Genomic DNA, 21,830 nt, shown 5'->3' with positions numbered 1-21,830 from the left:
GCTTAAACCTCGAGCAAGTTCACAATCACCATGGGACGGGTTTTCGTGCGTTCCCACAGGAGGGACAGCAAGGCGTCGCGTCCGGCCTTCTTCCACTCCTTCTGGCCGCCGCCCTTTCCCATAGCGCGCCCGAGCGCGTTCTTCACGGTGCCCTGCGCCTCGCGCACGAGGAAATCGTCGTCGCCGCCCGTGATGCCGTGCATTTCGATCTGCACGTTGCCCACCACGTTCTTTCCCTTCGGCGACACCGCGGCGGCGATGGCCGCAAACCCCTGCGAACCCAAAGCGTTGCGCTCGTCGAGCACGCCCTGCGAGGTGTCGCCCACCGACAGGCCGTCCACGAACACGATGCCGCTTTGCACGGTCTCGCCGCGAACGACGCCCTGCGACGTCAGCTCAAGGCTTTCGCCGTTTTCGCAGATGAAAACATTGTCGGTCGGCACGCCCGTCGCCTCGGCCAGACGAGCATGCGCGCGCAGGTGGGTGGCCTCGCCGTGCACCGGCATGAACGCCTTGGGCTGCACGATGGAGAGCACGAGCTTGAGCTCCTCGGCGCCGGCGTGACCCGACACGTGCACGCGTGCGCGGTTCTTGTCGTACACGTCCGCGCCGATCTTCGCCAGGCCGTTGATGACGCGCGTGACCGCCTTCTCGTTGCCTGGAACCGGCGTGGCCGACACGATGACCGTGTCGCCTTCGTCCATCTGGATGGTGCGATGCTCGCCGTTGGCGATGCGCGCCAGCGCCGAGAGCGGCTCGCCCTGGCTGCCCGTGCACATGATGACCACCTGCTCGGGCGGAATGCCCTTGAGGTCGTATGCGTCGATGAGGTCCGTGTCGCTGATGCTGAGATAGCCCAGGCGGCGCGCGATATCGGTGTTTTGGATCATCGAGCGGCCCGTCACCACCACCTTGCGGCCGTTGGCTACGGCGGCGTCGCAGATCTGCTGCATGCGGTGGATATGGCTGGCGAACGACGCGATGATGACGCGACCCTTCGCCTGCGATATGATCTTCGCCAGCTCCTTGCCGACTTCGGCCTCCGACGGCGTGAAGTTGGGGTTCTGGGCGTTGGTGGAGTCGCTCATCATGAGGTCGACGCCGATTTCGCTGAACTTCGACAGCGCGCCGAAGTCGGTGGTCACGCCGTCGATGGGGGTCTGATCGAGCTTGAAGTCGCCCGTGTGCAGCACGTTTCCGGCCGGGCTCTGGAAGAACACGCCCACGGCGCCCGGGATGGAGTGGTTCACGGCGAAGAACTCGGCCGTGAAGCAACCCAGCTTGATCTGGTCGCCCGGTTTGATCTCGACGAGCTTGGCGTTCTTGATCTTATGCTCGGCGAACTTGCCCTCGATGAGGCCCAGCGTCATCTTCGTGCCGTAGATGGGCACGTTGCGATCGAGGTCCTTCATGAGGTACGGGAGGGTTCCTGTGTGGTCCTCGTGGCCGTGCGTGATGACGATGCCGCGCAGCTTGTCGGCGTTCTCCAGCACGTAGGTGTAGTCGGGCAGGATGAGATCGACGCCCGGATGGTTGTCGTCGGGAAACATCAGGCCGGCGTCGTCGAGGATCATGTCGCCTTTGCACTCGAACACCGTCATGTTCTTGCCGATGGCGTCGAGACCGCCCAGCGGGATGATCTTGAGCGTGGCGTTCGGATCCTTCTTCGGCGAGGCGAAGTTGCGTCGCGCGCTCTGGTCGCCGCGGTTGGACGCAGCGCGCTGACCGCCCTCCCCCGCCTTCGACAGCTGCGGGCGCTTGTGCTCGAGCTGCACGTGCTTGTACGTGCGGGTCTTCTTGTTGCCCTGGCCGTTCTCGTTTCCGTTCGCGCGGGGCGCTTTCTCTCCCCTGCGCGGGCTCCCGCCGGAGCGGTTCTCCGTGCGTGCGCGATCGCTTCCGCGCTGGACGCGCGGGTTCTTCTCTTCCATATCGTTCCTTTTTTCTCAGGCGACGGGGGCGCATGCACGAGGAGCCGGGTATCCCGGCTGGTCTCGCAGCAGGCTGAAATTCGTTCGAGCCTGCAAGCCCGCACGTCGCGGTTATATCATGCGCCGCGATGCGCGGCGCTTCGGTCCTTCTTCATGTCGTCATCCTGAGCAGAGCGCCGTTGGTGCGGAGTCGAAGGATTCCGCTCGGCGCCAGCCGGGGTACTTCCTGCTATCGTCGCACGGGACCCTTCGACTCCGCGCTACGCGCTCCGCTCAGGATGGCAAACGGCTACAGCACGCCCACCTCGCGCATGGTGGCGGCCAGGCGCTCGGACTGCTCGGGCGTGGCATCCACGAGCGGCAGGCGCACGCCGCCCACGGGGAAGCCCAGCAGCTTGAGCGCTTCCTTGACGAGAATGGGGTTCGACGTTTCGAACAGTCCCGTCATGAGCGGCATCAAGCGCTCGTTGGCCGCCTCGGCGGCCTCCCAGTCGCCTGCAGCCGCCAGCTCGACGATCTCCTTCATGCGAGCGGGAGACACGTTGCCGATGGTGGAGATGACTCCGGCGCCGCCTCGCTTCATGACGTCGAGCGTGGCGGAGTCGTCGCCGGAGTACACGACGAAGCCGTCCGGAGCGCCTGCGACGATGGCCTCGACCTGATCCATCTTGCCCGACGCCTCCTTCACGGCCACGACGTTGTCGCAGTCGTGGGCGAGGCGCAGCGTGGTCTCGGCTTCCATGTTCACCACGCAGCGGCCCGGAATGTTGTACAGGATGATGGGCAGCTCCACCGCGTCGGCGATGGTGCGGAAGTGACGGTACATGCCCTCTTGGGGAGGCTTGTTGTAGTAGGGCACCACGCACATAAAGCCGTCGACGCCTAACTCGGCCACGTCGCGGGCGAAGCCCACCGTGTCGGCCGTGCAGTTGTCGCCCACGTTCGCGATGACGGGGACGCGGTCGCCCACGGCCTCCACCACGGCGCGGAACAGCTCCATCTTCTGCGGGTAGAACACGGTCGGGCTCTCCCCCGTCGTGCCGTTGATGATGAGGGAGTCGCTGCCGCCGTCGACGAGGCGCGCGGCAAGCGCCTGAGCCTTGTCAAGATCGAGCTCGCGATTCTCATCGAAGGGCGTGACCATGGCCGGGATCATCCGGCCGAACCGAGGCTGCGACATGCTCTGACTCCTCACCTTCCATGCGCGCGACCCGTGCCGCTTGCGCATCCAACATACAAAAACAAGTGCCTGAACGGCTATTATCCCACGAGATGAGCCCTCAGGCCATGAAGTTCTCCAAACCTACAACCAGCCCGTCGCACGAGCCCACGCTACGAATGCCCAACAGCACGCCCGGCATGTACGACGTACGGTCCCATGAGTCATGGCGGATGGACAGCGTCTGGCCGAGCGATCCGAAGATCACTTCCTGGCTGGCGACGTAGCCCATCGAGCGCACGGAATGCACCGGCACGCCGTCCACGAGCGCGCCGCGCGCGCCCTCGGCGCCTTCGATCTCGGTCTCCTTGCCGGGAGCCTCGCTCGCGCGCCCGCCACGCGCTTCAGCGATGATCTGCGCCGTGCGCACCGCGGTGCCCGAAGGAGCGTCCTTCTTGTTGCAGTGGTGAAACTCGATGACCTCGGCCTCCGGGAAGTACGGCGCGGCGGCCTTGGCGAACTCCATCATGAGCACCGCGCCCGTCGTGAAGTTCGGCGCGTAGAACAGACAGGTGCCGTCGGGCGCGAGCGCGGCCAGCTCCTGCAACGTCTCGTTCGACAGGCCGGTAGTGCCCACCACGCAGTCGACTCCCGCGGGAAGCGCCTCGCGCAGGTTGTCGGCCACGACGGAAGGCTGGGTGAAGTCGACGAGCACATCGGCCGTCCAAGACTCGAGCGCGGCCGCCACCGTCGGGTACACGGGGAAGTCGACCTCGGGCCTGTGCGGGTCGATGCCGCACACCAGTTCCATATCGTTCGCCGCGCGCACCGCGTCGCATACGGTCCTGCCCATACGGCCCGCGCATCCCGCAACTGCCACCTTGATCATCGCTGCCTGCCTTTCGCTTCATGTACCCGAACATCCTACCACGCGGATATACGCCGCTTGCGCCGCCGTTACCCGGCCGGCACGATTCGTCGGCCATCCGCCCTCCCGCAACGACGAAGGGGCCGCGTTCGGCCCCTTCGCTCGAATCAAAACCGCTTACGCGTCGTGACGGCGGCGCGGCGTGCGGTTGCCGCCTCCGTTGCCCTCGCGTCCGCTGCGACCCGGACGATTGTCTCGGCCGCCGTTGCGATCGCCGCGCTCGCGACGCTCGCCGTTGGAAGCGCTGCTTTCGGGGGCGTCCGGCTTGTCGAGGCGGTCGAGCGATATCTTGCCCGTCTTCGGGTCCACCTCGAGCACCTCGACTTTGATGATGTCGCCGAGGTTCAGCACGTCCTCGACCTTGCCGACGCGGCCGTTGGCAACGCGGGAGATGTGCAGCAGGCCGTCCTTGCCCGGCGTCAGCTTGACGAACGCGCCGAAGTCCTTGATGCCAACGACCTCGCCGTCGAACGTCTCGCCCACCTCGGGCTCCTTGACGATGCCGAGGATCATGGCCTTCGCGGCCTCGCCGGCCGGGCCCTCGATGGCGGCGATGTGGATGGTGCCGTCCTCCTCGATGTTGATGCTGGCGCCCGTCTCCTCCTGGATGCCGCGGACGACCTTGCCGCCCGAGCCGATGACGTCGCGGATCTTGTCCACCGGGATGTGGATGGTCTCGATGCGCGGTGCGAACTCGGAGAGCTCCTCGCGCGGCGCGGCGATGGTCTCCAGCATGGCGTCTAGGATGTAGGCGCGACCTTCGCTGGCCTGCTTGAGCGCACGAGCGAGGATGTCGACCGACAGGCCGCGGGCCTTGTTGTCCATCTGCAGGGCGGTGATGCCCTTCGCCGTGCCGCACACCTTGAAGTCCATGTCGCCGAGGAAGTCCTCGATGCCCTGGATGTCGGAGAGGATGACCACGTCGTCGCCCTCCTTGATGAGGCCCATGGCGATGCCCGAAACAGGCGCCTTGATAGGCACGCCCGCGTCCATGAGAGCCAGCGTCGAACCGCAGGTGGAGGCCATGGACGACGAGCCGTTCGACTCGAGGACCTCGGACACCACGCGGATGGCATAGGGGAACTCGTCTTCGCTGGGAAGCACCGGGATCAGCGCGCGCTCGGCCAGCGCGCCGTGGCCGATCTCGCGGCGCTTCGGAGCGCCCATGCGGCCGGTCTCGCCCGTGCAGTACGGCGGGAAGTTGTACTGGTGCATGTAGCGCTTGCCCTCGGCGGGGTCGATGGTGTCGAGGCGCTGCCATTCGTTCAGCATGCCGAGCGTGCAGACGGAGAGCGCCTGCGTCTGGCCGCGCTGGAACAGGCCCGAGCCGTGCACGCGGGGCAGGTAGCCCGGCACGATGTACAGCGGGCGGATGTCCTCGGGACGACGGCCGTCGGCGCGCTCGCCCGTCTCGATGACCATCGCGCGCATGGCCTTCTTCTCGAGCTTCTTGAGCTCGGCGGCGATGTCGCCCTTCCATGCGGCGCGCTCCTCATCGGAGAACTGCTCCTCCTTAATGCGGGCCTTGAGCTCTTCCACCTTGCCCATGCGCGAAAGCTTGTCGGCATCGCGCAACGCGGCGGACATCTCGGCCATGAACGGCGCGACGCGCTCGGCGATGGCCGGGTCGGCGACGTGGACGGGCCACTCGACCGGCTCGATGTTCGCACGGTCGAGGAAGCGCTGCTGGGCTTCGCAGAACGCGGCGATGGCCTCCTGGCCGAACGTCATGGCGGCCAGCATGTCCTCTTCGGAGATCTCGTCGGCGCCGGCCTCCACCATGGAGATGTAGTCGGCCGTGCCGGCGATGGTCAGCTCGAGATCCGAGTTCTCGGATTCCTCGAACGTGGGGTTCACGATGAACTCGCCCGTCTCCACGTCGCGGCCGATGCGCACGCAAGCGGCGGGGCCGTCGAAGGGAGCCGCGCCCAGCATGAGGGCAGCGCTGGCGCCCATGACGCAGATGGTGTCGGGCGGGTTGATGCTGTCGACGACGAGCGTCGTGCACACGACGTGCACCTCGCGCTTGAAGCCGTCGGCGAAGCCGGGACGGATGGGACGGTCCACCATGCGGGCCGTCAGCGTGCCCTTGTCGGAAGGACGCGCCTCGCGCTTGAGGTAGCCTCCCGGGATGCGGCCGACCGCGTACATCTTCTCGATGAAGTCGACCGTGAGGGGGAAGAAGTCGTAGTCCTTCTCCTCCTTCGAGATGACGGCCGTAACGAGCACCGTCGTGTCGCCCTGCGTGACGACGACCGAGCCGGTCGCCTGCTTGGCGAGCTCGCCTGTCTCCAAACGGTACTGCTTCCCGTACAGTTCGAAGGATTCGACGATTTTTTCCATATGCTGCTTTCTTTCTCTTCACCTGAACGGCCCTAGTGCCGCCCAGCTTCTTCGGCGCGGGGTACTTACCGTTCCCCCGCCGCCGCGAGCGGATGCGCCCTTGCGCTTCCGACCGCCTCTATGTAAAAGCCCGCCAAGGCGGGCTTTCATACGCTAGATGGTGTCGCGGATGCCGAGCTGCTTGATGAGCGTACGGTACTCCTCGATGTTGCGGTTCTTGATGTACTTCAGAAGACCGCGACGCTTACCGAGGAGCATCATGAGGCCTCGACGAGTGTGGTTGTCCTTCTTGTGCACCTTGAGATGCTCGGTGAGGTTGCGGATGCGCTCGGTGAGGATCGCCACCTGCACTTCGGGACTGCCCGAATCGCCTTCGCCCTTGCCGAATTCCTTGACGAGCTCGGCAGTGCGCTCTTTGCTGATGCTGAGTTTGCTGGCCATGTGCTATTCCACCTTTCGTTCGCAGCGCCCTCGTCGGACGCCGCCTCCTGCGCGCCTGCCCGGCCCGGGCCTGCACGCGTCGTATGCGCGTCCCTCTGGGTAGGCATGCGGTGAACATGCGGACCAAGCGGAACGTGCCTGCGTTTTCGCAGCCCGCCTATTGTAACGGCAAGCACGGTGCGCGGCAAGCGGGACGCGGGGCGCCCACAGGTTCCGCACAAAGCGCCGACGCTTCGAAGCCGCGCCCCCATCAGGACAGACGCATGCTGCAGAAGGCCTCCGTCAGGAGCGCGCCACGCTGGGTCCCTGGGGGACCCAGACGGTGAACGACGTGAGGCCCGCGTCGCTCGAAGCGTAGATGTCGCCGCCGTGGGCGCGGGCGATCTCACGGGAGATGGCCCGCGCCAGCCCTGCGCCGCCCGCTGCCGACCCGCGCGACTCGTCGGCGCGGTAGAACTTCTCGAAGATGCGTTCGAGGTGCTGCGGCGACAGCTCGCGTCCCTGGTCGCTCACCGTGAGCTCCCACCACACGAAGCCGTCGACGGCCGTCACGAGCCCCGTGCGCACCCTCACGTCCGTGCCCGGGTCGGCGTAGGCCACCGCGTTCTTGATGACGTTGTTCAGCACGCGGGCCACGCGCCCCGCGTCGGCGAACACGGACAGCTCGGCGGGGCCCTCGTACACGAGGTTCAGGCGCCGCCCCTCGGCCAGGGGGAAGAACTCGTCCACCACCTGGTTCACGAACAGCGCGGCGTCGAAGCGCGAACGCTCGATGGGGATGGCCTGCAGGTTGTAGCGCGTGATCTCGAAGAACTCGTCGAGCAGCTCCTCGAGCCGGTAGGCCTTGTCCAACGTGATGCCCGTGTAGCGCTCACGCACCTCGAGCGGCAGGTCCGGAGACTCCTCGAGCCGCGTAAGATAGCCGATGATGGAGGTGAGCGGCGTCTTGATATCATGCGCCAGATACACCACCAGCTCGTTCTTGCGATCCTCGGCGGCCTTCGCAGCGCGTTCGTTCTGCTCGGACGTCGCCTTGATGGTGTTGAGCGCCATAGCGGTGGGCGCAAGCTCGCCGGGCAGCATGACCGGGCCGTCGCTTTTGGCCAGGATGTCGGACACCGAATCGAGCAAGAGGTCGAAGTAGCGCAGCGCCCGGTTGATGCCCGAGCGCACCACGAGCACGATACCCGCGACGAAGCCGATAGCCGTCAAGACCAGGAACAGGTTCGACGCAAGGGTGTGCAGCGCGTAGTCGTAGCCGAGCAGCTCGTAGACGAAGTTCGACACGGCCGATCCGAGCGTGGTCATGAAGCCGGCGAACAGCACGAGGTACACGACGATGAACAGCACGACGTTCACCACCGTGCGACGCAGGATGGCGTTCGAGAGCCGCTTCGTCTGGTCGAGCCGCGCCTGCGAGCGTACGGGTTCCTCCATGTCTTCCTCCTTTTAGCCCAGCTTGTAACCGACGCCCCAGACGGTCTCGACGAACTCCTGGGACGAGTCGACGGCAGCCAGCTTCTTGCGCAGATGCCGGATGTGCACCATCACCGTGTTGTTGCTCTGGGCGTTGGCGATCTCGCCCCAGACGGACTCGAACAGATCGCGCGAGGCCACAGGCCGGCCCTGGTCGCGCATGAGACAGGCGAGGATGGCGAACTCCTTCGGGGTGAGGCTCAACGCCTCGCCGTGCAGCGTGGCCGTGTAGGCGCTCTCGTCGAGAGCGATGCCGCAGCATTCGAGCATACCCGGCCCATCCTCCCTTGCGACGTCGTTCGAGATAGCGCGGCGCAGGCGCGCGCGGACGCGGGCCACGAGCTCGCGCGGCTTGAAGGGCTTCACCACGTAGTCGTCGGCACCCAGCTCGAAGCCCACCACCTTGTCGACCTCCTCGTCCTTCGCCGTGAGGAAGATTATGGGAACCGAGCTCGTGCGCCGAAGCTCGCGACAGCACGCGAACCCGTCCATACCGGGCATCATGATGTCGAGGATGACAAGGTCGAACGGATCGTCCGCCTGACAGGCCAGCAGATCGGGAGCTGCGTAGAACACCGTCGGGGCGAACCCGGCCTCGACAAGCAGCTGCCCCACCAAATCGGCGATGGCCTGCTCGTCGTCGCATACGGCGATGCGCATCTTCGATTCCACGCGTTCCTCCTCGCACTCCGCGGCCCATCGGGCCGTCCGCGCCCGCTCGGGCGCGCCGTCTCTCCCATTGTATAAGCCCCCGTGCGCGATCACGCCCCTGACGAGGCAAGATTAAGGAAAACTTAAGCAATCGGTTGACGTTTCTTCTGGGACGGGAGGGGCGCGCCCGAGGGATACTTGACGGCGAGGACGGCGCGCCGCGAGCGCTGCCGGAGGTCGTCCGGGGCGCAGTCCCGGACGACGCCTCGCTATCCCCGTATCCAACGCTTTCGAGGAGGCTCCCCGTGCCGTACACCAATTCCTTCGATGCAAGGCTTCGCCCGAACCGCTCCGTTTATCGCGCTCGGCCCATACGCCGCGCTTGCGCTCCCGAAAGCCGCACGCACGCCGCATCCGACGTGCGGCGCATCCCTTCGCGATCGCTGCCGCAGCTCGCCGTCGTTCTGGCGCTGCTGATCGCCCTCGGAGGCGCCTGTTGGTACGCGGTGAGCACCCTGACGGGCCTCGTCGACGGCGCGCAGGCCAGCGGATCGCCCTCCGCAGGCCCGCAGTCGACGCCGAAAAGCGCTTGGCAGGCCGGCGAGGTGCCCGCGCTGTACCAGCGCGATCCCGCATGGGCTGACGGAACCTACGCAGAAGACGACTTCGGAACCACCGGTTGCGGGCCTACGTGCATGGCCATGGCGTACGTGGCGCTGACCGGCCGCACCGACATGACACCGGCCGACATGGGCGCGTTCTCCGAGCGCCTCGGATGCGCGACCCCCGACGGCACCGCCTGGACGTTCATGACCGAAGGCGCGGCCGAGCTTGGCCTCGTCGCCGAAGAAGTGCCCGCAGACGAGCAGAGCGTTCGCCGCGCTCTCCTGTCCGGCTCCCCCGTCATTTGCAGCGTGGGACCGGGCGATTTCACCAGCACGGGCCACTTCATCGTGCTCGCAGGCATCGACGAACAGGGCCGCCTGCTCGTGCGCGACCCCAACAGCCCCGAACGCACGGGAAAGGCTTGGGACTTCGCCACCGTGCTCGGCCAATGCCGAGCGATCTGGGCCTACACGGCCGCTTGACGCGCCTCGCGCAGCCCTTTCACCAGCTGGTCGGCGCACGAAGTTGCGCGTCGACCGCACGTGTTGCCCTCAAGCGCCGCGGCGACGTCCTCCACCGTCATGCCCTCGATGAGCCTCGACACCGCCTTCAAATTGCCGTCGCAGCCGCCGACGAACTCGACACGCGCCACCTTGTCGCCGTCGAGGTCGATATCGATCGCGCGCGAGCATACGCCGCGCGGGGTGTAACGGTACATGCCTCTCTCCTCCTCTTCGCGGGTCCCGCCCGCGTCTTTCAGAACAATCCGCATGTGAACAGGAAGTTCAACGATTTCAAGTTCGCCCCGACGTGCTCGCTCACCCATTGCTGGCAGAAACGCAGCACGGAAAACGCGGCGGAAGGATCCGCCTCGAGAATCTCGATCTCGGCGAACGTGGAGCTCAGCAGAGCCCGGCACCACGCGACCGTAGAGGCAGGGACGAGCACCGTCTCCACGCTCGACCGGCATGCGGCGCATACCGCCCCGCCCTCCTGGTACGAGAGCGCCATGAGTCCGCTTTCGGGAACCGCCTCCACGTCGCGCCCGCAGGAGACGCACGCATCGAGGCTGGGGCGCAACCCCGCGAACGCAAGCGTCTTGAGCAAGTGCGCCGCGCACACGGCCGGCACCTGCGCGGGATCGACCCGACCCAGGCTGGACAGCGCCGTGCGCGTGAGCGCGAACAACCGCGGGTTCTCCAGTCCCATCTGCGTGACGCGGTCGAGCAGTTCGGCCATGGGCGCTGCCCCGGCAGCGTGCTCGATGTCGCGGCGAAGACGCTCGTTGCTCTCGACGAGCCGCGCCTCCTTCACGATGTCGAGGCTGCGCCCGCGCGCGACGAGCAAGTCGACGACCGAGTACAGCTCGAGGCGCGCCGCGAACGAGCTGGCGGGTTTGCGCGCGCCCTTCGCTACGGCCCGCATCTGCGAGCCGTCCTCGGCGAGCAGCGTCAGGATGAGGTCGCTCTCGCCGAGCTTCGTCTTGCGCAGCACGATGGCGCGCGCGTCGTAGGTAGGCTGGGACACGCGCGCTACGAGATGCTGGCGATGGCGTTGTCGCTCGTCCAAACGATGGCACCGCTCTTCTGCTTGGAGGAGCCGTACACGGTCTCGCCGTCGAGCGAGGTCACCGCCTTGCCCGTGATGGTGAACGACGTGGTCTCGCCCCCCTCGTACTTCACGGCGTCCACCGACTCCACCAGATAGGCCGTGCCGCCGACCGTGACGGTCGAGCCCGAATCGCGCAAACCGCCGAGATACGACAGCGCCGCCTGCTCCAACTCGGCGCCGCGCGACAAGGCGACCGACACGGTGACCGTAGAGCCGGAGTCGGCCTTCGCGTCGGCTTCGGGCGTCGTACCGAGCACGGTACCGGCAGGCACGCTGTCGTCGTAGACGTAGCTCGCCACCGGTTCGTACCCTTCGTCGGTCAGCATCTTGGAAGCCTCGTCCCACGTCTTGCCCTTCACGTCGGGCACGGTGAAGGGGACGGCAACGGTAACGGTGATCTCAGTGCCGGCAGCGGCCTTCGACCCCGCTTCGGGGGCTATCCCCAGCACGAGGCCTTCACGCTCGTTCGACTTCTCGGTCACGAAGGAAACCTTCTCGAACCCGTCCTTCTCGAGCAGAGCCGCCGCTTCGTCGCGCTGTTTGCCCGCGACGTCGGGGATCGTGCGCGCCTCCGAAACATGGATGGTGACTTCGGAGCCCTCCTCCTCGCGAGAGCCGGCGACGGGATCCATCAGCAGCACGACGCCCTCGGTGTCGTCGGACTTGATCTTTTCCTCGTGCACGGCGAAGCCCTTGGACTCCAAAACGTAGACGGCGTCGGACTGGGTCATGCCCACGACGTCGGGCAGCATCTTGCCGCCCCATAGCTCCAGATAGTACGTGACGCCCGCGGCCGCCCCGCCGACGGCCAGCAGACATACGAGCACGATGGCCACGATCTTGCCCTTGCCGCCCTTCTTCTGGTTGGCATCAGGTGCGCGGAACTCCTTTTGCTTGGGCGCGGCCTGGCCCTCGATACGCGGCATCTCCATGGTATCGCCCGGCCCCCACGACTTCTTCGGGGGCACGTAGCCCGCATCGACGAGGCATTCGTCGAAGCCCGAGAAATCGGAGCGACCGGAGATCGGCTCTTCGTCGGGGCGACGGGGCACGAACGGCGTGAGATCGTCGGCAGCGCGCGCGGCCTCGTCGTCTCCGATGGAGCCGAAGTCGAACGCGTTGCCGTTCTCGTCGACGTTCACGCCCGCCACGTCGATGGCGGGGATGCTCGAACGATCGAGCGAGCCCGAAGCGTCGGGTTCCCCGGCGGACTCGGGTTCGACGGCGGATGCCGTGCCCTCGAAGTCGGGATCGGAATCGCCGGCCTGCGCATCCTCGGGGCCGTCGTCAGCCGCGATCGAGCGCAGCGTCGCATCGCTCGTGGACGCCGCGGCGACGGCCGCCATACGGCCGGTCAGGGGAAATCCGCAATCGTTGCAGAATTTCGCGCCGTCTTTGTTCTCAGATTGACAGTTCGGACAGATCATGCTGGCTTACTCCCTCGCGCAAATGGCACATACGACGATTGTAGCCGAAAACGGGCCGAGCGCAGCCGGACAACGCCCCGTTTGCACGCTTCGTGACAATACCTGCAGAAAAAAGGCGAGCTTCCAGGTTGGCGCAGCCGATCGGCGATAAGCGCCGAGCCGTTCCGGCCGCCGGCGGCCGGGCAGACAAAGCCCTTAAGCCCCTTCGCCGTAGCCGAAACGGCGGATCTGGTTCGCGTCGCGGCGCCAGTTCTTCTTCACCTTCACCGACAGGTCCAAGAACACGCGGCAGCCCAGCAGCTGCTCGAGGTCCTGGCGCGCCTCGGTGCCGATCTGCTTGATGGCCGCGCCCTTCTTCCCGATGATGATGCCCTTCTGGCTGTCGCGCTCCACGTACACGATGGCGAAGATGCGGTAGAGATCCTTCTTGCGATCGTACTCCATCTCCTCCACGCGCACGCCGATGGCATGGGGCACCTCGTCGTGGAACGAACGCAGGATCTTCTCGCGGATGAACTCGGCCACCACCACCTCGATGGGCTGGTCGGTCTCCATATCGGTCGGGAACCACGCCGGACCCGGCGGCAGCAGCGCCACCACCTCGTCGACGAAATCCTGCACATGCTCGCCCGTCTGGCTCGACAATTCCACCACGGCGTCCCAATCGCCCAGCTGGGCTGCGGCGAAGCGCTGGCGGTCCAGCTGCTCGCCGTCCACGAGGTCGATCTTCGACAGCACGAGGATCTTCTTCGAGCGCGCGCGCTTGAGCTGAGCGGCCACCCACTCGTCGCCCGTGCCGACCGGCTTCGACGCGTCCACGAGGAAGGCGACCACGTCCACGTCCTCGAGCGCCTTGAGCGCCGACGTGTTCAGCTCCTCGCCGAGGGCGTCGTGCGGCTTGTGCAGGCCCGGCGTGTCCACGAGGATGAGCTGGAAGCCCTCGCGCGTGAGCACCGCGCGAAAGCGATGGCGCGTAGTCTGCGCCGTGTTCGACGTGATGGCGATCTTCTTGCCCATAATGGCGTTGATCAGCGTGGACTTGCCCGCGTTCGGGCGCCCGACCAGCGTGACGAACCCCGACTTGAACGAATCGCCGACTGCGGGATAGATGTTGTCCATGAAAAGCCTTCCAATGTTTCCGATGCGTTAGACGAACAGCGCCGCAAGGCGCGGGACGAACACGGCGGCGGCTACCGCCACCGCGCCCAGCGCGCACACGAGCACTGCGCCGGCAGCGCAGTCTTTCGCGTGCTTGGCGAGCTCGGCGTAGTCGGGCGACACGAGGTCGACCACCGATTCGACGGCCGTGTTCAGGCATTCGGCGGCCAGCACGAGCACGATGCAGATGACGATGGCCGCCCACGACGCCGCGTCGATGCCGAGCGCGGCGCCGAGCAGCACTGCCGCGGCGCCCACCGCGAAATGTATCTTCATGTTGCGCTGCGTGCGCGCAGTGTAGACGACGCCCTCCCATGCGCACGAGAACGCGCGTCCGAGCGAGAACCGGGCGCGCGAATCCTTGTCAGCACGGTTGCGGACGAACCTCACGCCGTCCGCCGCACCGTCCTCCGGCGACGGATTCCCCTCTTTGCGATCGCCTTCGCCCATGGCGTCAGTCGCGTTCATGCAATCCAGCCCTCCCCCGATCTCAGCGCTTGGACCAGGCTTCGAGGATCTCGGCCTCGCGCTTCTCCATGACCTCGGCTTCGTCATCTTCGATGTGATCGTAGCCGCACAGGTGCAGAAGGCCATGGACGAGCAGCAAGCTGATCTCCTCCTCGAACGTGGTGCCGAACTCGCGCGTCTGGCGGCTGGCCACGTCGGGGGCGATCACCACGTCGCCCAGTTCGTAGACGGGATCCTCCGCCAGCGTCATGGCCGACAGGTCGTCGTCCACGCCGTCGCACTCGAAGGAGAGCACGTCGGTGGGGCCCTCCTTGTGGCGGTAGCGCTCGTTGAGCTCGGCGATAGCCTCGTCGGTGACGAAGCTGATGGACACCTCGGTGTTGAAGGGCTTGTCCTCGCGCGCCAGCACGAACTGGGTCAGCTCGTGCAGCGGCAGCTTCTCGAGGTCTTCTTTGCGGTAGTCGTAGTTGATCTGGATATCCATGATACCTCAAGCCTTTCTGCTTGCCTGATCGTAGGCCGAGACGATGGCGGCCACCAGGGAATGCCGAACCACGTCCTTGCCGGTGAAATCGCAGAACGCGATATCGTCGATGTCCTCGAGGATGGCCCGCACGCCTTTGAGGCCCGAGACGCCGCGCGGCAGGTCGAGCTGGGTCACGTCGCCCGTGACCACCATCTTCGAGCCGAAGCCCAGGCGCGTGAGGAACATCTTCATCTGCTCAGGCGTGGTGTTCTGCGCCTCGTCGAGGATGATGAAGCTGTCGTTCAGGGTGCGCCCGCGCATGAACGCGAGCGGGGCGATCTCGATGACGCCGCTCTCGACGAGCTGCGTGGCGCGCTCCATGTCGGTCATGTCGAACAGCGCGTCGTAAAGCGGGCGGATGTAGGGATCCACCTTCTCGGTGAGGGTTCCGGGCAGAAAGCCCAGGCTCTCCCCCGCTTCCACCACGGGGCGCGTGAGGATGATGCGGCCAACCTCCTTGCGCTTGAGCGCAGCCACGGCCATGGCCATGGCGAGGTACGTCTTGCCGGTGCCCGCGGGCCCGATGCCGAACGTGATGGTATGCTCGCGGATGGCGTCGACGTAGCGCTTCTGGCCCGCCGTCTTCGGACGGATGGCCCGGCCGCGGTACGTGAGCAGGATGTCCTCGCGCAGCGCCTGCGGGCTGAACTCGGCCGTGCGCAACAGGTCGATGGCGTGCCGCACGTACTCGAGCGTAGGCTCGCCGCCGCCTTCCACGAGCTTGATGAGATCCGAGAACAGCGCCGTGAGCGACTGCACCTCCAGCGGATCGCCGACGAGCTCGACCGTGTCGCCGCGAACCGTGATCCGCGAGGCGAACGCATCCTGCACGACATGGAGGATCTCGTCCGCAGGGCCGACGATGAGCGCCATGTTCACGCTTCGGGGGGCCGTGAGGGTGATTTGGGTTTGGTCAGTCATGGGGGCATTGTACCACGCACGGCCGGCGCGCGCTTCGATGTCATCGAACCGACAAGGGAATATAGTGCAGGTGATCAAGATCTGCCGGGAACGGCGAGGCGGTTCGAGGCCGCGCCGCTCCCGCCTCGCATCTTCGCCCCGAAAACACGCCTCAGGGTCGTTTTCCGTGTTTTACGGGCGAAGACGCATTGCCCGCACGCGCACCCGCGTCCTCAGGCCAGCCGGTAGGCCCACAGCGCCTTCGTCTGGCCGAGCACCGTGTCCACGTCCCAGGCTCTGTTCGAGCGCTCGGCCGAGTACGGATCGTTGATGCGCAGGTTCCCGTCGCCGTCGATGCCGGTGACGACGAAGAAGTGGCCGTTGTCGGTGAAGTCTCCAGGGCCGACGTTGCAGACGAGCACGGCGCCGCCTTCGAGCGCCGCGCGCACGCTGCCCGCATCGACCGAGAGCGCCTCGCAGGAAAGGCCGAGCGAGGCTGCCTCGCTCACGAGGAACGAGGAGTCGGTGCCGTCGAACGCCGTCTCAAAGCCGCCGTCGCTCGCGCGTTTCCCCATATCGTAAGGCGACAGATCGCCCTTGCCGGTGAGGCCCTGGTACACCATGGAAAGCGACGTGGGGCAGCATCCCGTCAGCGCGAACGTCGTGGAGCTGTACACGGTGGAGCCCCAGCGCTGATCCCACTGGTAGAGACGCGGCACCTCGCCGGAGGCGGGATCGTCCGTGCCAAGGGCGCTCTCGGCCGGATAGGCGTCGGGGAACGTGCGCACGAAGGGCACGGCCTCGGGCTCGACGGCGGCCAGCTTGAGCAGCTTGTACTGCACCGCGTCGCCGTCCATGGCGTAGGCGTCCGGATGGGCGGCGATCCACGCCGCGTCGTCGCTCGCCGAAGCCGCTTGGACGAGCTGGGCGGCCAAATCGTCGCCGAGCACGGCCTTGAGCTTGGCCTCGTCGACGGGGTCGCGCTGCGGCTGCTGCTGGACGGGAGCCCGGTCAGCCTCGTCCGGCGCCTGCGTCGCAGCGCCGGCGGCCATGCAGCCGCGAACGCCCGCGACGAGCGCGACGACCAGCACGATCGCGGCGGCCGCGATCGCGAGGCGCTTGAGACCGACGGCGCGCACGAGGTTCGTCGCAGCCTCGGAGAAGGCGAACAGGAGCTCCGAGCCGTGCGCCTCCCACGAGTGCCGATTGCCCGTTCCGGGACGGCTCGAACGGAGACGACCCGAGCTTATCGGCTCGCGCGCGTCATGCACGCCGTGCGTATCGCGGCCGGTGGGCGCTTCCCCGCGCATGCGCGCCTTGCGCTCCTCGAGCCTCCTGCGCGCCCGCTCGCGCGCCTCGTCGTCGCCCATTCGCGCCTCCCGTTTTAAATCGCTATTCTGACTAGTATACAGCCTATCGGAAAACAGAGGCATTTCGAATCGCCTCATTCAAGAAAGGGCCAGCAGCCGCAGGGGTTCAGAAAACAAGAGAGGCTGCCATCATGGCAGATACGAAAACCCGAACATCGACGCGCTCTCCGAAATTGCCCGAGGACTCGGGGTGAGCATACGCGACCTGTTCCAATACGCGCTCTCCGTGAAGAGCTTCCCGTGCCGGAAAACGACTGCCCCGCCGTTAAACCAAGATTGACGCAGCCCGTTCTGAGCATCGCGCGCCCATGGCGATCCTTCGCGCAAACAGGCCGCTCGCCCGCTCTTGGCGCGCCGGTTCGGGGGCGATGCGCGACCGACTACAGCGTCACCTCGACCAGCGCGCCCGGGGCGGCGCCGGCGGGGGCGGGCACCTCGAAGTAGCTCTCCGTCATGGCGACGCCGCCCTCCTCCACCAAGGCGAGCTCGACGGTTCCGGCGCGGCGGGCGCGCTCGGATGCGCGCAGCTCGTCGCCCAGCGCGCGCAGCATGGCGGCGCGGGCTTCCTTGAAGGCGGGCGGCACTTGGTCGGCGCGCTCGGCGGCGGGCGTCCCGATGCGCGGCGAGTACGGGAACGCGTGGATCTTCGCGAAGCGGCAGGCGCGCGCCACGTCGAGCGTCTCCTGGAACTCGGCATCGGTCTCGCCGGGGAAGCCGGCGATGATGTCGGTGGACAGCGCCAGCTGCGGGATCCGGCGGTAGAGCCGCTCCACGAGCGCGACGAAACGCTCCGCGTCGTAGGGGCGCGCCATCTCGCGCAGCACCTTCGAGCTTCCCGCCTGCAACGGCAGGTGCAGATGACGGCAGACGCGGCCGTCCGCCGAAGCCAGAAGGTCGATGAGCGCATCGTCCACATCGCGCGGCTCGATACTGGACACGCGGAAGCGCGCCGGGGCCTCGCCGGGCGCGTGCAGGTCGGCCGTCTCGTCGAGCAGGCGTCGCAGCAGAGCGGCCAGCCTGATCGCGGAGGGGTCGCGCCGTCCTCCGTCGCAGTACGACCCCAGGTTTATACCCGTGAGCACGATCTCCCGCGCGCCGGCGCGGGCATAGGACGCGCACTCGCGCACGACGTCGTCGGCCGGACGGCTGGTCGCGCGCCCGCGCGCCACGTGCACGATGCAGTACGTGCACGCGTTGTCGCAGCCGTCCTGCACCTTCACGCCCACGCGCGTGCGGAAGCCGGATCCGATATGGAGGGGCGCGTCCTCGCCGGGAGAAAAGGGCGCCTCGTCGAACAGGACATCGATGGCCTGCGCCAGCTGGGCCTTCCCCACCACGCTCACGCGCTCGTCGAGCGCCTCGTAGAACGCGGCGTCGATGGCGGCGGCGCAGCCGGTGACCAGCACGCGGGCATGGTCGTTCGCGCGCAGGGCGCGGCGCACGGCCTTGCGGGTCTTCTTCTCGGCCTCCCCCGTGACCGTGCACGTGTTCACCACGATGAGGTCGGCGGACGCTTCGGACGTCTCGACACCGCGCAGGGCGAGGCGCGCCGCCGCATCGTCCGACTCCACGCGGTTCACCTTGCATCCCAGGTTGACGACGGCGAAATTCACGATTGCCCGCCTGCCTCGCACGCGTCCCCGGCTTCCTCGCGACGGCTTTCGACATGGGCGGACGTGCGTTCCTGCGCTTCGCGCGCGTCGTGCATCATGCGGCCCAGCTCGTGCAGGACGAGCGCAGGAGCCACGATGCCGGCCGTCTCGGTTCGCAGGATGGACGAGCCCAGCGACACGAGCGACGCACGCGGGTTGCAGGCCAGAAGCGCGTCCGCCTCGCTTCGCGAAAGGCCCCCTTCGGGGCCCACCACCACGGCGATGCGCGCGTTCTCGGGAAGCGCGCGGTCGAGCCGGAGGCCGCGCTCGAGCGCCTTCTCGATGCGCGCGTCCAGCGGCGCCTCCTCCCAGCACACCAGCACGGCGGTGGCGTGCGCCAAGAAGGCGCACACATCCGCCAGCGCCATCGGCTCGCCCACCTCGGGACACGCGCGCTGGCCGGACTGCATGGCCGCGCTCTTCGCGATGGCGCGCCATCGCTGCGTCCTCGCCGCGGCCTTCTTCGCATCGAGCCTCACGATGGAGCGCTCGCACGACATCGGAACGAACGCCGAAACGCCCAGCTCGGTGGCGTGTCGGATCACCGTCTCCATCTTGTCGCCCTTGGCCAGGCCCTGCACGAGCATCACGAGGGGGCGCTCCTCGTCGTCGAGGCGCTGCGCGATGCGCACCACCGGGACCGCATCGTCGAAAGCGGTGATCTCGCACTCGAAGTAGTCCTGCGCGGCGTCCACCACCGCGATATGCTCGCCCGGCGCAAGCCGCAGCACGCGAGCGTGCTTCGCGTCGTCCGGCGACAAACGCAGCGGGAAAGACGGCGCCCCCTCGTCGGCAAGCACCTGGTCGTGCAGGTAGAAATGCTGCAGGGACATGGCGACCCGCTAGTTGAACGCGTCGCGGAGCTTCTGAAGCGGGGTGCGCTCGTCGGCCACGTCCTCGCCCAGCTCCTCGGCCAGCTTCTCCAGCAGCTCGCGCTGCTTCTTCGTCACCTTCTTGGGCACCACGACGTTCACGTGCACGTACATGTCGCCGCGCGACTCGCTGCGGAACTTCGGCATGCCGAAGCCCTTCACGCGAACCACCTGCTCGTTCTGGCAGCCTTCGGGAATGCGCACCTGCACCTTCTCGTCCTCGAAGATGCCGTCGATCTCGATCTCGGCGCCGAGGGTGGCCTGTACGATGGAAACGTTCGCGCGCGCATGCAGGTTGTCGCCGTCGCGCTCGAAGAACTCGTGCGGCTGGATGCGGCACGTAACGATGAGGTCGCCCGGGCGGGCGCCGTGCATGCCGGCCTCGCCGAAACCGGACAGGCGCAGCTGCTGGGCGTCGCGAATGCCCACGGGCACCTCGACGGTAACGCGCTGGCGGTCGGGCACGCGGCCCTGCCCCTCGCACTCGGGGCACGGGTTCTCGATGGTGTGGCCGGTGCCGCCGCAGGTCTTGCACGTGGTGGCCGTCTGCATGTCGCCGAGGAAGGTGTGCTGGATGGTGACCACGCGGCCTTGGCCGTGGCAATCGGGGCAGGTGATCTCGCGGCCGTCGGGGCCGAGGCCCGACCCTTCGCAGTCGGGGCACGGCGCCAGGCGATCGTACACGATCTCCTTCTTGGCGCCCGCGGCCACTTCCTCCAGCGTCAGGCGCAGGCCCACGCCCATGTCACGACCTTCCTTGCGCATAGGCGCGCGGCCGGCGGCCTGCCCGCCGAAGAAGGAGCTGAAGATGTCGCCCATGCCGAATCCGCCGCCGAACAGGTCCTCGAAGTCGACGTAGCCGCCGCCTCCGTAGGGGCTGCCGCCGCCGGCCGCGCCGGGAACCGTGCCGAAGCGATCGTATGCGCTGCGCTTCTGCGCGTCGGACAGCACGTCGTAGGCCTCGTTCAGCTCTTTGAACTGGTCCTCGGCATCGGGCGCCTTGTTCACGTCCGGGTGAAGCTCGCGCGCGCGCCGACGGAACGCCTTCTTGATCTCGTCTTCGGTCGCCTCGCGGGACACGCCCAGAACTTCGTACAGATCCTTCGCCATTGTACGCTCGTTACCTTTCCTCATAGACGGCGCAGGACGCGCCGCCTCCCATGTCGTTTACACGTCCTCCAGCGCCGCGCTTGCGATGCGCACCGCCTGTATAACCTTGGAATAATCCATGCGCGTGGGACCCACCACGGCGACGACCCCCGCCGACGCGCCTCGCCCGTAGCGGCTGGCCACCACCGACACGCCCGCCAGCGCGGCCGCGTCGTTCTCGCGCCCGATGCGCACGCTGGGCGCGCCCGAGCCCTGCCGGGCGGCGTCGTCGAGGATCTGCAGCAGCACCGTGTCGTCCTCGAGCACCTGCATGACGGGCAGCAGCGCCTGGGACTGGCTGAACTCGGGCTTCGTCAGAAGCGAGCTCACGCCGAGGCGATGCGTGCGCGACGCGTCGCCTTCCTGCAAGCACGACAGCACCTCGTCCAACGCCATGCGCACGAGCGGGTCGCGGAACGCCTCCGCCATGCCCTCGCCCAGGCCGTCCTCGATCTCCTGCAGCGACTTGCCGCCCATCACCTCGGCGAGGAAGCGCTGCACGCGCGCCAGCTCGTCGGGCGACACCTCCTCGGCGAAGTCCATCTGGCGGTTGAACACCTGGCCGTCCTCGGTGACCAACACCACGAGGGCGCGGTACGGCGACAGCGAGATGAGGGACAGCTGCTTGATGTGCAGGTTCAGCACCGACGGAGCCAGCACGATGGACAGGCAGTCGGTAAGGCGCGTGAGAGCCGACGACGTCTGCTCCAGAAGCGCGTCCAGCTCGCTTGCGCTGCGGCGCAGCTGGTCCACCACAGGCCGGTAGCGCTCGTCGTCGCCGGCAAGATCGGACGCCAGCAGGTTGTCGACGAACGCACGGTAGCCGAAGTCGGTCGGAATGCGCCCGGCGGACGTGTGCGGCTGCGTGATGTAGCCGCCGTCCTCGAGGACGGACAGCTCGTTGCGCACCGTGGCCGGGCTGACGCCCAACTGGTAGCGCTCCGTCAACGTGCGCGACCCCACGGGTAGGGCGCGCGCGACGTATTCTTCGATGAGGGCGCTCAGCACCCGTTGCCTTCGATCCGAAAGCACGCTCCTCCACCTACCTCTCTCGCCAGTCGGCTTACCTGAACCATAGTAACGCATCATATTAGCAGCCGAAAGCCGAGAGTGCTAACAACAGGCGGAAATTATGGAGAAACTCGACGGGAGACGCACAAGGAGC

General features: G+C 67.0%; 20 protein-coding genes. 1 reads left to right on the top strand and 19 read right to left on the bottom strand.

Translation table 11 applies throughout. The features are described 5' to 3' along the window. Positions 1–2: 2 nt before the first annotated feature. From GT590_RS09790 to GT590_RS09760, 7 genes are all read right to left on the bottom strand, one after another. The gene (locus tag GT590_RS09790) at positions 3–1,928 is read right to left on the bottom strand and encodes a ribonuclease J (RefSeq protein WP_009608620.1); all 1,926 of its coding nucleotides are present in this window, start codon (positions 1,926–1,928) and stop codon (positions 3–5) included. Positions 1,929–2,217: 289 nt separating this feature from the next. Then, positions 2,218–3,108: a 4-hydroxy-tetrahydrodipicolinate synthase gene (gene dapA / locus GT590_RS09785; RefSeq protein WP_009608703.1), complete on the bottom strand. Its 891-nt coding sequence runs from the start codon at positions 3,106–3,108 to the stop codon at positions 2,218–2,220. Positions 3,109–3,208: 100 nt separating this feature from the next. Next, positions 3,209–3,976, bottom strand: a complete 768-nt coding sequence (gene dapB, locus GT590_RS09780) for a 4-hydroxy-tetrahydrodipicolinate reductase (RefSeq protein ID WP_009307036.1) — start codon at positions 3,974–3,976, stop codon at positions 3,209–3,211. 156 nt (positions 3,977–4,132) lie between these two features. Continuing rightward, positions 4,133–6,358, bottom strand: coding sequence for a polyribonucleotide nucleotidyltransferase (locus GT590_RS09775; protein ID WP_009608705.1), 2,226 nt, complete (start codon positions 6,356–6,358; stop codon positions 4,133–4,135). A 153-nt stretch (positions 6,359–6,511) separates the two neighbouring features. Then, positions 6,512–6,799 carry a 30S ribosomal protein S15 gene (rpsO, locus tag GT590_RS09770; RefSeq protein ID WP_009307039.1) on the bottom strand — a complete coding sequence of 96 codons (288 nt, stop codon included), beginning with the start codon at positions 6,797–6,799 and terminating at the stop codon, positions 6,512–6,514. Between the two features lie 282 nt (positions 6,800–7,081). After that, entirely contained in the window at positions 7,082–8,236 is a 1,155-nt protein-coding gene (locus GT590_RS09765; protein WP_161171061.1) for a sensor histidine kinase KdpD, read from the bottom strand. Positions 8,237–8,248: 12 nt separating this feature from the next. Next, the gene (locus tag GT590_RS09760) at positions 8,249–8,947 is read right to left on the bottom strand and encodes a response regulator transcription factor (RefSeq protein WP_009608640.1); all 699 of its coding nucleotides are present in this window, start codon (positions 8,945–8,947) and stop codon (positions 8,249–8,251) included. Between the two features lie 284 nt (positions 8,948–9,231). Here GT590_RS09760 and GT590_RS14575 point away from each other — a divergent pair, with 284 nt between their 5' ends. Further along, positions 9,232–10,014, top strand: a complete 783-nt coding sequence (locus GT590_RS14575; RefSeq protein ID WP_009608667.1) for a C39 family peptidase — start codon at positions 9,232–9,234, stop codon at positions 10,012–10,014. On the opposite strand, the gene GT590_RS09750 is transcribed toward GT590_RS14575, so the two are convergent. The 12 genes from GT590_RS09750 to hrcA all read right to left on the bottom strand — a co-directional run bounded on the left by GT590_RS09750 (position 9,999) and on the right by hrcA (position 21,754). After that, positions 9,999–10,250 carry a TIGR03905 family TSCPD domain-containing protein gene (locus GT590_RS09750; RefSeq protein ID WP_009608661.1) on the bottom strand — a complete coding sequence of 84 codons (252 nt, stop codon included), beginning with the start codon at positions 10,248–10,250 and terminating at the stop codon, positions 9,999–10,001. The genes GT590_RS14575 and GT590_RS09750 overlap by 16 nt on opposite strands. A gap of 38 nt (positions 10,251–10,288) precedes the next feature. Next, entirely contained in the window at positions 10,289–11,101 is an 813-nt protein-coding gene (recO, locus tag GT590_RS09745) for a DNA repair protein RecO (RefSeq protein ID WP_157003505.1), read from the bottom strand. Next, positions 11,065–12,570: a PASTA domain-containing protein gene (locus GT590_RS09740; protein WP_009608612.1), complete on the bottom strand. Its 1,506-nt coding sequence runs from the start codon at positions 12,568–12,570 to the stop codon at positions 11,065–11,067. The genes recO and GT590_RS09740 overlap by 37 nt, the downstream gene beginning before the upstream one ends. A 195-nt stretch (positions 12,571–12,765) precedes the next feature. Continuing rightward, positions 12,766–13,689, bottom strand: a complete 924-nt coding sequence (gene era, locus GT590_RS09735) for a GTPase Era (protein ID WP_009608610.1) — start codon at positions 13,687–13,689, stop codon at positions 12,766–12,768. A 27-nt stretch (positions 13,690–13,716) separates the two neighbouring features. Further along, positions 13,717–14,196 (bottom strand): diacylglycerol kinase family protein, encoded by a 480-nt coding sequence (locus tag GT590_RS09730; protein WP_021410254.1) that lies wholly within the window; start codon positions 14,194–14,196, stop codon positions 13,717–13,719. 22 nt (positions 14,197–14,218) lie between these two features. Then, entirely contained in the window at positions 14,219–14,680 is a 462-nt protein-coding gene (gene ybeY / locus GT590_RS09725; RefSeq protein WP_009307055.1) for an rRNA maturation RNase YbeY, read from the bottom strand. Positions 14,681–14,686: 6 nt separating this feature from the next. Then, complete coding sequence (locus GT590_RS09720; protein WP_015760690.1) at positions 14,687–15,643, bottom strand: PhoH family protein; 957 nt, start codon at positions 15,641–15,643, stop codon at positions 14,687–14,689. Positions 15,644–15,855: 212 nt separating this feature from the next. Next, positions 15,856–16,992 (bottom strand): C39 family peptidase, encoded by a 1,137-nt coding sequence (locus GT590_RS09715; protein ID WP_009608603.1) that lies wholly within the window; start codon positions 16,990–16,992, stop codon positions 15,856–15,858. A 380-nt stretch (positions 16,993–17,372) separates the two neighbouring features. Further along, the gene (locus GT590_RS09710; RefSeq protein WP_114516201.1) at positions 17,373–18,605 is read right to left on the bottom strand and encodes a MiaB/RimO family radical SAM methylthiotransferase; all 1,233 of its coding nucleotides are present in this window, start codon (positions 18,603–18,605) and stop codon (positions 17,373–17,375) included. After that, positions 18,602–19,477 carry a 16S rRNA (uracil(1498)-N(3))-methyltransferase gene (locus GT590_RS09705; RefSeq protein WP_009608596.1) on the bottom strand — a complete coding sequence of 292 codons (876 nt, stop codon included), beginning with the start codon at positions 19,475–19,477 and terminating at the stop codon, positions 18,602–18,604. Before GT590_RS09705 ends, GT590_RS09710 begins: the two co-directional genes overlap by 4 nt. 9 nt (positions 19,478–19,486) lie before the next feature. Continuing rightward, a complete protein-coding gene (gene dnaJ / locus GT590_RS09700) occupies positions 19,487–20,626 on the bottom strand; it encodes a molecular chaperone DnaJ (protein WP_009608625.1) in 1,140 nt (379 codons plus the stop codon). Positions 20,627–20,683: 57 nt separating this feature from the next. Next, a complete protein-coding gene (gene hrcA / locus GT590_RS09695) occupies positions 20,684–21,754 on the bottom strand; it encodes a heat-inducible transcriptional repressor HrcA (protein WP_009608692.1) in 1,071 nt (356 codons plus the stop codon). Positions 21,755–21,830: the final 76 nt, after the last annotated feature.

Source organism: Eggerthella sp. BIOML-A1, assembly GCF_009875595.1.
GTDB classification, from domain to species: Bacteria; Actinomycetota; Coriobacteriia; order Coriobacteriales; family Eggerthellaceae; genus Eggerthella; species Eggerthella lenta.
Note: the sequence above shows the minus strand (reverse complement) of the source record. Positions and strands in the feature narration are given on the sequence as shown.

Coding starts and splice junctions, on each gene's coding strand:
- GT590_RS09790 (WP_009608620.1), bottom strand. CDS start 1,928: ATGGAAGAGAAGAACCCGCGCGTCCAGCGCGGAAGCGATCGCGCACGC.
- dapA (WP_009608703.1), bottom strand. CDS start 3,108: ATGTCGCAGCCTCGGTTCGGCCGGATGATCCCGGCCATGGTCACGCCC.
- dapB (WP_009307036.1), bottom strand. CDS start 3,976: ATGATCAAGGTGGCAGTTGCGGGATGCGCGGGCCGTATGGGCAGGACC.
- GT590_RS09775 (WP_009608705.1), bottom strand. CDS start 6,358: ATGGAAAAAATCGTCGAATCCTTCGAACTGTACGGGAAGCAGTACCGT.
- rpsO (WP_009307039.1), bottom strand. CDS start 6,799: ATGGCCAGCAAACTCAGCATCAGCAAAGAGCGCACTGCCGAGCTCGTC.
- GT590_RS09765 (WP_161171061.1), bottom strand. CDS start 8,236: ATGGAGGAACCCGTACGCTCGCAGGCGCGGCTCGACCAGACGAAGCGG.
- GT590_RS09750 (WP_009608661.1), bottom strand. CDS start 10,250: ATGTACCGTTACACCCCGCGCGGCGTATGCTCGCGCGCGATCGATATC.
- GT590_RS09740 (WP_009608612.1), bottom strand. CDS start 12,570: ATGATCTGTCCGAACTGTCAATCTGAGAACAAAGACGGCGCGAAATTC.
- era (WP_009608610.1), bottom strand. CDS start 13,689: ATGGACAACATCTATCCCGCAGTCGGCGATTCGTTCAAGTCGGGGTTC.
- GT590_RS09730 (WP_021410254.1), bottom strand. CDS start 14,196: ATGAACGCGACTGACGCCATGGGCGAAGGCGATCGCAAAGAGGGGAAT.
- ybeY (WP_009307055.1), bottom strand. CDS start 14,680: ATGGATATCCAGATCAACTACGACTACCGCAAAGAAGACCTCGAGAAG.
- GT590_RS09720 (WP_015760690.1), bottom strand. CDS start 15,643: ATGACTGACCAAACCCAAATCACCCTCACGGCCCCCCGAAGCGTGAAC.
- GT590_RS09715 (WP_009608603.1), bottom strand. CDS start 16,992: ATGGGCGACGACGAGGCGCGCGAGCGGGCGCGCAGGAGGCTCGAGGAG.
- GT590_RS09705 (WP_009608596.1), bottom strand. CDS start 19,477: ATGTCCCTGCAGCATTTCTACCTGCACGACCAGGTGCTTGCCGACGAG.
- dnaJ (WP_009608625.1), bottom strand. CDS start 20,626: ATGGCGAAGGATCTGTACGAAGTTCTGGGCGTGTCCCGCGAGGCGACC.
- hrcA (WP_009608692.1), bottom strand. CDS start 21,754: ATGATGCGTTACTATGGTTCAGGTAAGCCGACTGGCGAGAGAGGTAGG.